We start from the raw sequence: 9,248 nt of genomic DNA on the forward strand, positions 1-9,248 counted from the left end.
CGACGGTAGCGGCAACCCGATCGGCCAGACGACCGCCGATGGCAGTGGCAACTGGGCCTTCACGCCTTCGCCTGCGCTGGGCAACGGCACGGTGATCAACGCCGTGGCCCAGGACCCGTCCGGCAACACCAGCGGGCCGACCAGCGCCACCGTTGACGCCGTCGCGCCGGCCGCACCGGTCATCAACCCGAGCAACGGGGTGGTGATCAGTGGTACTGCTGAGGCCGGGGCCAAGGTGATCCTCACCGACGGCAGCGGCAACCCGATCGGCCAGACGACTGCCGACGGCAGCGGCAACTGGTCGTTCACGCCCGGTACGCCGCTGGTCAACGGCACGGTCATCAATGCCGTGGCCCAGGACGCCGCTGGCAACACCAGCACCCCACAAGTCAGCACCACGGTGGATGCGGTAGCCCCTGGCCAGCCGACGATCGAGCCGAGCAACGGTACCGAGATCAGTGGTACTGCTGAGGCCGGCGCCAGGGTGATCCTCACCGATGGCAGCGGCAACCCGATTGGCCAGACCACCGCCGATGGCAGTGGCAACTGGTCGTTCACGCCTGGTACACCGCTGGCCAACGGCACAGTCATCAATGCCGTCGCCCAGGATGCTGCCGGCAATACCAGCGGGCCGACCAGCGCCACCGTCGATGCCATCGCCCCGACCGCACCGACTATCGAGCCGAGCAATGGTGTAGTGCTCACGGGTACCGCTGAGCCTGGCGCCACCGTCATCCTCACCGACGGTGGTGGCAACCCGATCGGCGAGACGACCGCCGACGGCAGTGGCGACTGGAGCTTCACCCCGGCCACGCCGCTGGCCAATGGCACCGTGGTCACCGCAGTGGCCGAGGACGCCGCCGGCAATACCAGTGGCCCGGCCAGTACCACGGTCGACACGGTGGCGCCGTCGGCGCCGCTGCTGAGCATCAGTGCCGACGGTGCGCTGCTGACCGGTACCGCCGAGCCGAACAGCCAGGTGCGCCTCGTGATCGACGGCGATACCGCCAACCCGATCACGGTGAATGTCGACGGCAGCGGCAACTTCAGCCTGCCGTTGGCACCACCGCTGATCACTGGCGAGTTGATCAGCGGGGTCACCGCCGACGCTGCCGGCAACCTCAGCGGCCCGGCGACGATCAACGCGCCGGACCTGGCACCACCGACCATCAGCGTGCCGGAGGCAGCCGATACCTGGATCAACGCTGCCGAGATCAGCGATGGCATCCAGGTCGACGTGACGATCCGCCCAACCATGCAGGTCGGCCAGGTTATCACCGTCGCCTTCGCCGGGCAGAACGGCTACGAGACCCAGGCAACGCACACCATCACAGCTGGCGATATCCTGGCCGGCAGCGTCACCGTGACCATTCCCCCTGGTAGTGGCATGGGGCCGTTCCCGGAGGGCGCTTCTACCGTCACTGCAGACATCAATGGCGGTACTGCCTCGACCCCGGTGCCGTTCACCGTCGACACCATCCCGCCTGCGACCCCGGTGCTGTCGCTGGTGGGCAGCATCCTGACCATCTCGACCGATCCGGGAACCGAACTGACGGTCGAAGTGGACATCGGCGGCGTCACTGCCACCGCCACGGTGACTGCCGACAACAGCGGGCTGGCTTCGCTGAACCTGCTCACCGACCTGGACATCGACCTTACCCTGGACCAGTTGCTCAATGCCCAGGTCTCGGTCACCGGCGAGGATCCGGCCGGCAACCCGAGCAATGTGGCAACCATCGGTGTCGGCAGCAGCATCGAGCAGCCAGTCACCATCGGTAACTTCGGTGTCGATGTCAGCCTCAACCCGCTGAACCCGCGGTTCGGTTTCAGCGGTACCACCGAGCCGGACTCCAGCGTGGTGATCCGTGTCATCACCCCGGCGCTGAACGTCGAGCTGCTGCCGATCCAGGCGGACAGCTCGGGCAACTTCTCGCTGAACCTGCTGAGCCCGACCGTCCTCACCCAGCTGGGGCTGAACATCACCGATATCCTCAACCTCGGTTCGCAGATCTCGTTCAACATTGTCGCCACCGATACCAATGGCAACGACAGCTCGGCCTACGGCATCACCCTGACCCCCAACGGGCTGTCGCTGAATATCGGCCAGATCGACGTCAACGGCACCTCGGGGGACGATGTCATGTCCGGGGCGAGCGGCAGTTCGGAGCACATCAATGGAGGTGATGGCAACGACCTGATCTTCAACGTGGGGACCGGTGATCACGTGGTGGCGGGCAACGGCAACGATGCCATCCAGATCACCGCGACCAACTTCGTCAGCATCGACGGCGGCGCCGGCTTCGACACGTTGGTCCTGGCCGACGGCATCGACCTCGACTACAACGCCGTCGGCGTCGGCACGCTCTCCAACATCGAGCGTATCGATCTCGGCAAGGGCGACTCGGGGAGCGTGCTGACCCTGACCGCAGCGGAGGTCGACGCCATCACCGATGCCAACAACGTGCTGCAGATTACCGGCGAGAGCAACGACACCCTCAACGTGGTGGGTGCGGTGAACACCGGGACCACGCAGCAGCTCAACGGCATTACCTACGATGTCTACAACTTTGGCAGCAGTACCCTGCTGATCGAGGACAACACGGTACAGGTCGTGGTCTGATGCGCGGCTTGTCCGTGCTCAAGGGGAGGCGCCGTGGCGCGGGAGCCCTGTGGCTCCTGTGCCTCGGGCTGCCGTTGTCCGCCCCGGCCATCCCGCTCGACCAGGCGGTGCGGGCAGGGTTGGCGATCCACCCGCAGGTGCGTTCGGCGATGGCCGAGGCGGACCGGGCGGGCACCGAGGTTGAGATCGCCAAGGGCGGCTATTACCCCTCTGTCACCATGTCCGGGGGGCCGCAGGAGTTCGACGTCGGCGAGGTCGTCTACGACGTCACCGTATCGCAGATGCTGTATGACTGGGGACGGGTGACGAGCAAGGTCGACAGCGCCAGCGCCACCCAGCGCAAGCTGTCCGAGGCGGTGCTGGTGGCGCGCGACGATGCGGCGCTGGATATAGTCGAAACCTACCTCGACGTGCTTGCCTCGGAACGCCGGGTGGAGACGGTGCGCCAGCACATCCAGCGGCTGGACGGCATCCGCGAGATGACCCAGGCACGCGGTAGCGACGGTTACGCCGACCGCAGCGAACTGGACCGCGCCAACCTCGAACTGGCGCGTGCCCAGGAACAGCTGTCGCTGGAGAAGGGCAACCTGCAGGACGCGCGCAACCAGTACGCGATCCTGGTTGGCCAGGACCCCTCCGAGCTGGTGGAGCCCGAGCCGATGTCGCTGCAGCGCTACCTGGCTGCCAGCGACATGACGCGGGTGATCCGCGAGTCGCCGTTGCAGCGCAAGGCGTTGGAGGACGCCAATGTCGCCGAGGCGCAAGTCCGCGAGGCCAAGGCTTCGTTGCTGCCGCAGTTGAACCTGGAGGCCTCCGCGTTGCGCCGGGAGATCGGCGGTCGCCCGGAAAGCGACTCGGTGATGTCGCTGCGCTTTCGCATGGACACCTTCCAGGGGCTTTCCAACTTCCGTCGGCCGACTGCTGCGCAACAGCGACTGGAGTCGGCGCGATGGACGGCCGATGCGATGCAGCGTGACATCCGCCGGCAGTTGCAGACGCTGTTCGACAACAGTGACACGTTGCGCTGGCGGGAACAGTCGCTGAGCCAGCAGGTGACGGAGTCGGAGCAGGTTGGCGAGCTGTACCGCGAGCAATTCGAGGTTGGCCGGCGCGATGTGATCGACTTGCTCAACGTGCAGCGCGAGCGCTTCGAGGCCGAGCGGCAATTGATCAATCTGCATATCGAGCGCAAGCGCATCGAGTACCGGGCGGCCGCGCAGGTCGGGCTGTTGGGGGCACTACTGGAGAACCGGTTGAATCATGGAAGTTGAACAATCCCCGGACAATGTCGTGAGCCTGAACCACGACGACCCGCTGCGCCAGGGCCTGCTGCTGCTGTGCCGACAACTGGGCCGGCCGCTGGGCGATGCCGAGCTGGTCGACGGCCTTGCGCTGGAGCACGGACGCCTGCCGCTGCGCCTGGTCTCCCGCGCCCTGCGCCGCGCCGACATCACCGCCAGGGTCGCGGAGCTGCCGTTGCGGCAGATGGACGCCTACCTGCTGCCGGCCCTGCTGTTGCTCGACGATGGTCGCAGCCTGCTGCTAGTTGGCGTAGAGGGTGAGCAGTATGAGGTACTGGTACCGCACAGCGACGGCGGCCGCGAGTGCATGACGCTGCCTGCTCTGGAGGCGCTTTACAGCGGCTCGGCGGTGTTCGCCAAGTGCCGCTACCGCCCCGATGGGCGGGTGGGCGACTACGCCAGTGGCCTGCCGGAGCACTGGTTCTTCGGGCCGCTCAAGCGGCTTTGGCGCTCCTATGCCGAAGTCACGGCGGCCGCCCTGGTGGCCAACGTCCTGGCTGTCGCCTCGGCGCTGTTCGCCATGCAGGTTTACGACCGTGTGGTGCCCAACGCGGCTTTCGATACCCTATGGATACTCGCCAGCGGCGTGGCCCTGGCGATCATCGTCGACGGGGTACTGCGGATTCTTCGCGGGCACCTGCTGAACGTACTTGGCAAGCGCCTGGACCTGCAGTTGTCGAGCCTGCTGTTCGGGCGCGTGCTCAGCACCCGGATCGCCGCCAAGCCGGCGTCGATGGGAGCGTTCAGTACCCAGGTGCGTGAGTTCGAGTCGGTCCGCGAGTTCTTCACTTCCTCCAGCGCCGCACTGATCAGCGACCTGCCGTTCGTGGCGATCTTCCTGTTGATCATTGCCGTGATCGGTGGCCATGTGGTCTGGGTGCCGCTGGTGGCCTGCGTGTTGATGCTGCTGCCGGGGCTGCTGACCCAGCGCCTGCTGGGGCACCTGTCACGGCAGAACCTGCGCGAGGGTGCGATGAAGAACAGCGTGCTGCTGGAAGCCTTCGAACACCTTGAGACGGTCAAGGCCGCGCGTGCCGAGGGCCGCTGCCGCCAGCAGTGGGAGATGCTCACCGGGGAACTGGCCGGTACCGCAATGAAGACCCACGCCCTGGCCTCGACCCTCAGCTATTCGGCGAGCATCGTCCAGCAGTTGTGCTACGTCGGGGTGGTGGTGTTCGGCGTCTACCGGATTAGCGACGGCGCGATGACCGTCGGCGCCCTGGTGGCCTGTTCGATCCTGGCCTCGCGGGCCATCGCTCCGCTGTCCCAGGCTGCCGCCATCCTTGGCCGTTGGCAACATACCAAGGTGGCCCTGGAGGGCCTCGACCAGCTGATGTCCGCCGAGCAGGAGCGGCCCGCCGGCAAGTGCTTCGTGCACCGCGACCGGCTGCACGGGCATTACCGCCTGGAGGCGCTGCGCCTGGCCCATGGCGACAGCCCACCGGTGGTCGATGTGCATGGGTTGAACATCCAGGCCGGCGAGCGGGTGGCGCTGCTCGGCGGCAACGGCGCCGGCAAGTCGACCCTGCTGCGGCTGCTCAGTGGCCTGCTCGACGCGCAATCCGGCCGGCTGCTGCTGGACGACATCGCTTTGAGCCAGCTCGACCCGGCCGACCGCCAGCGTGGCATCGGTTACTTGCCGCAGGATGTGGCGCTGTTCCACGGCAGCCTGCGGGAAAACCTCAACCTGGCGAATGCCGCGCTGGGCGACGAGGAATTGCTGGAGGCCCTCGATGGCGTGGGGCTGGGTACTTTCGTACGCTCCCACCCGCTGGGGCTGGACATGCCGATCCAGGGCAACGCCAGCCTCTCCGGCGGCCAGCGCCAGGCGGTGGGGTTGGCCCGGGTACTGCTGCAGGACCCGCCTATCCTGCTGCTCGACGAGCCGACCGCAGCCTTCGACCAGAACAGCGAGAAACAGGTCATCGACTACCTGCAGAAATGGCTGGGCCGGCGAACCTTGATCATCACCACCCACAAGAAAAGCGTCTTGGCCCTGGTGGACCGTGCAGTGGTGCTGCGCAACGGCCAGGTGATCATGGACGGCCCGCTGAACCAGGTAGTGCTGGGCAACCAGGTGCAGGCGCCACAGGTCGCCGAAGGAGCCGGCCATGGCAGCTGAAAATAGTTCTGTAGTGTTGCGTCGGCAACTGGCCGACCCCTTGCTGGCAACCACTCACCCGGTCTATCGCCCGCTGCTCTGGACCCTGCTCGGCAGCGTCCTGCTGTTCGTCGCCTGGGCCGCCTGGGCCGAGCTCGATGAAGTGACGCGCGGCGACGGGCGTGTGGTGCCGTTCAGCCGCATCCAGAAGATCCAGAGCCTGGAAGGGGGCATTCTCGACCGCCTGCTGGTGCAGGAGGGCGACCTGGTGGAGGTTGGCCAGCCGCTTCTGCGCCTGGACGAGACACGCTTTCTGACCAATTTCCAGGAGTCGGCCAACCAGGCCGGCGTGCTGCGGGCGGCCATTGCCCGGCTGGACGCCGAGGTACTGGGCAAGGCGGCCATCGAGTTCCCGCCAGACATCGACCCGCAAGGGCCGCTGGCGCGTTCCGAGCGCGAGTTGTTCAAGTCGCGGCGGGACAAACTGCTCGAAGGTAGCCAGGCAATCCAGCGGCAGATCAGCCTGGCCCAGAGCCAGCTCGACCTGGTCCGCCCGCTGGTAGCCAAGCGTGCGGTGAGCCAGATGGAGGCGCTGCGGCTGAGCCAGGACATCGCTACCCTCAACGGCAAGCTGACCGAGCTGAAGAGCAGCTACTTCCAGGACGCCTACACCGAGCGCTCACAGCGCAAGGCCGACCTCAGTGCCCTGGAGCCGATTGTCCAGCAGCGCCAGGACCAGCTGCGCCGCACCGGGATCGTTTCGCCGGTGCGTGGGCGGGTCAACACCGTGTTGATCAATACCCGTGGCGGGGTGATCCAGCCCGGCGAGGCGATCATGGAAGTGATTCCGGTAGAGGACCGCCTGCTGGTAGAAGCCAGGATCAAGCCGCGCGACGTGGCCTTCCTGGTGCCGGGCATGCCGGCCAAGGTGAAGATTACCGCCTATGACTTCAGCATCTATGGCGACCTCAAGGGCACCCTGGAGCAGATCAGCGCCGACACCATCGAGGAGGACACGCCTCACGGCAAGGAGTCGTACTACCAGGTGCTGATCCGCACTGACGGCAGCCAGCTCAAGCGCGGTGAGGAGGTGCTGCCGATCATCCCCGGCATGGTTGCCGAAGTGGATATTCTCAGTGGCAAGCGCAGCGTGCTCAATTACTTGCTGCGCCCGCTGATCAAGGCCCGTCTCTACTGAGCCGGGGCATCAGGAACGGGAATTGCAGCATCCCAGCAAACCTGTCTATTTGGAGGTACGGCCATGTTTCCGGAAGATCTGTACTTCATGGTTCTCTTCGCCATAGCGGTGCTGACCCTTGATGTGGCAGCCATCATGCTCTATCGCAGTGCCAAGCCCTGACCCGCGTTTGGGGACTTTCACCCTGAACCGGGTTTTGGTCTACAGTGCTGGGACGTCTCTGGTGTAAGGAAACAGCTATGACAATGCGTCGATTGGCAGTTGTCGCTACCGCCATTGCGCTGGCATCAGGGCCAGTGCTCACTTATGCCGACCCGGGTAATGGTAAAGGGCAGGGCCATGGCAAGGACAAGGGCCAGCATGGTCAAGGTCACGGGGGATCGTACGGTGGCCCGTCGATAAACCGTGGCGATGTGCTTGGCATTATTGACGGGCACCGTAGCTACTGGAGCCCTGGGCCGGCGCTGCCCCCTGGCATTCAGAAGAACCTGGCCCGTGGCAAACCACTGCCGCCGGGTATCGCCAAGAAGCTCGATGGCAGGCTGCTGGGGCAGCTCCCTCATTACGATGGCTATGAATGGATGCAGGCGGGTGCGGACCTGATCCTGGTGGCAGTCGCTACGGGGATCATCTACGAGGTGCTCAACGGCGCGCTGGATTGACGTCAGGCGCAGGTGTCGGCGGGGGCCGTCAATTGTAGGAGCGGCCTTGTGTCGCGATGGGCTGCAAAGCAGCCCCCCGGCAGGCGACGCGGAGGCTGGCATCGGCTGCGCCGGTGTTCGCGGGTGAACCCGCTCCCACAGTGTTCTCGATAGCCCCCGTCCGCTGCCAGCAAGCCGCTGGAGCGCGTGCCTTCCGTTTGCGGTTTGGCGAGTGGTGCACCTGTAATACGGAAAAAGCTGCGACCCTATTGGCAGATGCACTTTCCAGCCTTCACTCACCCAGGCGACTGGCAGAAATATCAGTTGCGGCCCGTGCAGCGAGACTTTGGTTGATTGGTAAGCCAATACAAACCCCCGTTAGAATGCAGCGTATCCTTGATGGCCAATTGCAAATGTCTACGTTTCGTCTCTTTCTTTCCGCTGTAATGATCACCGGCCTTGCCGGCCTTGCCGGCTGCGCGACCCCTGGCAAACCCACTGCCAGCAAACTGACCCACAAATCGCCCCAGCAGTACGCCGCCTGCGTACTACCCAAGTGGCAAGCGCTGGCGCCCCAGGCCACGCAGAAATCGATTGCCCACGGCTACCGGCTGACGGCCCCCAGCGCCGTGGCATCCGATGATGTGCTGGACGTAGTCGACTCCCGCGAGGGCAGCCGCGCGACTTTCTACAAGGGCAGCTTCCTGTCTGGTGACAAATTGCGCCAGGCTGCCAGGGAATGCCTGGACTGACTCAGTAACCCGAGCCGCTGGAGCCGCCCATGCTCGGCAGGCGGGCCCTGCGCTGGGCATTGCTCCACTCGGCGCAGGTCATGAAAGCGGTATTGTCCACTTTGCCGGTGCCATCGAAACTGACGCTATAGGGGTGGCGGTTGTCGCCCTTGGTCAGCATGTAGTCGAAACAGGTGCCGGGTACCACGGTGCGTTCGGTCTCGGCATCAGGCTTGCCGCCGACCTGCATGACCTGGTCTCGGTTCATGCCGTTGGCGACTTTCGCCACCAGCGGCTGGTCGTGGTACAGCGCGGAGTTGGACGAGCAGGCAGAAAGCGCTGCCAGTGCAAGGATCAGCGCGTGAAAGGGTTTGTTCATGGCCGTGCTCCGGTAAAGGACGCCGATGAAGTGATGCAGCAGCGGTTGGCGCACAGCCGCGCGCAGTTGCTGGCGGTAATTGCGGGCATGGAAGACAAGCCGCAAGGGATGGATTGCGAGGAGAATGCCCAGCGCCTGATTGCCGGTTGGCAGCAGGGCTAGCCCACGAACACGTGCCCCCCTGTAGGAGCGGCCTTGTGTCGCGATGGGCTGCGAAGCAGCCCCGGCAATCTCAGCATCAACGCAAGATCCGGGGGCTGCTACGCAGCCCATCGCG

Annotated in this window: 8 protein-coding genes; 7 read left to right on the forward strand and 1 reads right to left on the reverse strand. The window is 65.3% G+C overall.

Translation table 11 applies throughout. From position 1 onward, the window contains the following. From ACK1U9_RS02290 to ACK1U9_RS02315, 6 genes are all read left to right on the forward strand, one after another. The coding region (locus ACK1U9_RS02290) for an Ig-like domain-containing protein (RefSeq protein WP_449109673.1) at positions 1-2,620 on the forward strand (2,620 nt) is incomplete at its 5' end. Continuing rightward, positions 2,620-3,891, forward strand: coding sequence for a TolC family protein (locus ACK1U9_RS02295; protein WP_108479798.1), 1,272 nt, complete (start codon positions 2,620-2,622; stop codon positions 3,889-3,891). The genes ACK1U9_RS02290 and ACK1U9_RS02295, both read left to right, overlap by 1 nt. Continuing rightward, complete coding sequence (locus ACK1U9_RS02300; RefSeq protein WP_108479799.1) at positions 3,881-6,043, forward strand: type I secretion system permease/ATPase; 2,163 nt, start codon at positions 3,881-3,883, stop codon at positions 6,041-6,043. Before ACK1U9_RS02295 ends, ACK1U9_RS02300 begins: the two co-directional genes overlap by 11 nt. Next, positions 6,033-7,220 carry an HlyD family efflux transporter periplasmic adaptor subunit gene (locus ACK1U9_RS02305; RefSeq protein ID WP_085598810.1) on the forward strand — a complete coding sequence of 396 codons (1,188 nt, stop codon included), beginning with the start codon at positions 6,033-6,035 and terminating at the stop codon, positions 7,218-7,220. Before ACK1U9_RS02300 ends, ACK1U9_RS02305 begins: the two co-directional genes overlap by 11 nt. A gap of 239 nt (positions 7,221-7,459) precedes the next feature. Further along, on the forward strand, positions 7,460-7,882 hold the full coding sequence (locus ACK1U9_RS02310) for an anti-virulence regulator CigR family protein (protein WP_108479800.1): 423 nt from the start codon (positions 7,460-7,462) through the stop codon (positions 7,880-7,882). A gap of 362 nt (positions 7,883-8,244) precedes the next feature. Next, positions 8,245-8,613 (forward strand): hypothetical protein, encoded by a 369-nt coding sequence (locus ACK1U9_RS02315; RefSeq protein ID WP_108479801.1) that lies wholly within the window; start codon positions 8,245-8,247, stop codon positions 8,611-8,613. A 1-nt stretch (position 8,614) separates the two neighbouring features. Here the strand turns inward: ACK1U9_RS02315 and osmE are convergent, their stop codons facing one another. Continuing rightward, positions 8,615-8,971, reverse strand: coding sequence for an osmotically-inducible lipoprotein OsmE (osmE, locus tag ACK1U9_RS02320; protein ID WP_449109674.1), 357 nt, complete (start codon positions 8,969-8,971; stop codon positions 8,615-8,617). Here osmE and ACK1U9_RS02325 point away from each other — a divergent pair. Further along, positions 8,954-9,133: a hypothetical protein gene (locus ACK1U9_RS02325; protein WP_419198698.1), complete on the forward strand. Its 180-nt coding sequence runs from the start codon at positions 8,954-8,956 to the stop codon at positions 9,131-9,133. The two genes, osmE and ACK1U9_RS02325, sit on opposite strands and share 18 nt — an antisense overlap. The last annotated feature ends 115 nt before the right edge of the window (positions 9,134-9,248 follow it).

It is taken from the genome of Pseudomonas sp. XP1, assembly GCF_053557675.1.

Coding starts and splice junctions, on each gene's coding strand:
- ACK1U9_RS02295 (WP_108479798.1), top strand. CDS start 2,620: ATGCGCGGCTTGTCCGTGCTCAAGGGGAGGCGCCGTGGCGCGGGAGCC.
- ACK1U9_RS02300 (WP_108479799.1), top strand. CDS start 3,881: ATGGAAGTTGAACAATCCCCGGACAATGTCGTGAGCCTGAACCACGAC.
- ACK1U9_RS02305 (WP_085598810.1), top strand. CDS start 6,033: ATGGCAGCTGAAAATAGTTCTGTAGTGTTGCGTCGGCAACTGGCCGAC.
- ACK1U9_RS02310 (WP_108479800.1), top strand. CDS start 7,460: ATGACAATGCGTCGATTGGCAGTTGTCGCTACCGCCATTGCGCTGGCA.
- ACK1U9_RS02315 (WP_108479801.1), top strand. CDS start 8,245: ATGCAGCGTATCCTTGATGGCCAATTGCAAATGTCTACGTTTCGTCTC.
- osmE (WP_449109674.1), bottom strand. CDS start 8,971: ATGAACAAACCCTTTCACGCGCTGATCCTTGCACTGGCAGCGCTTTCT.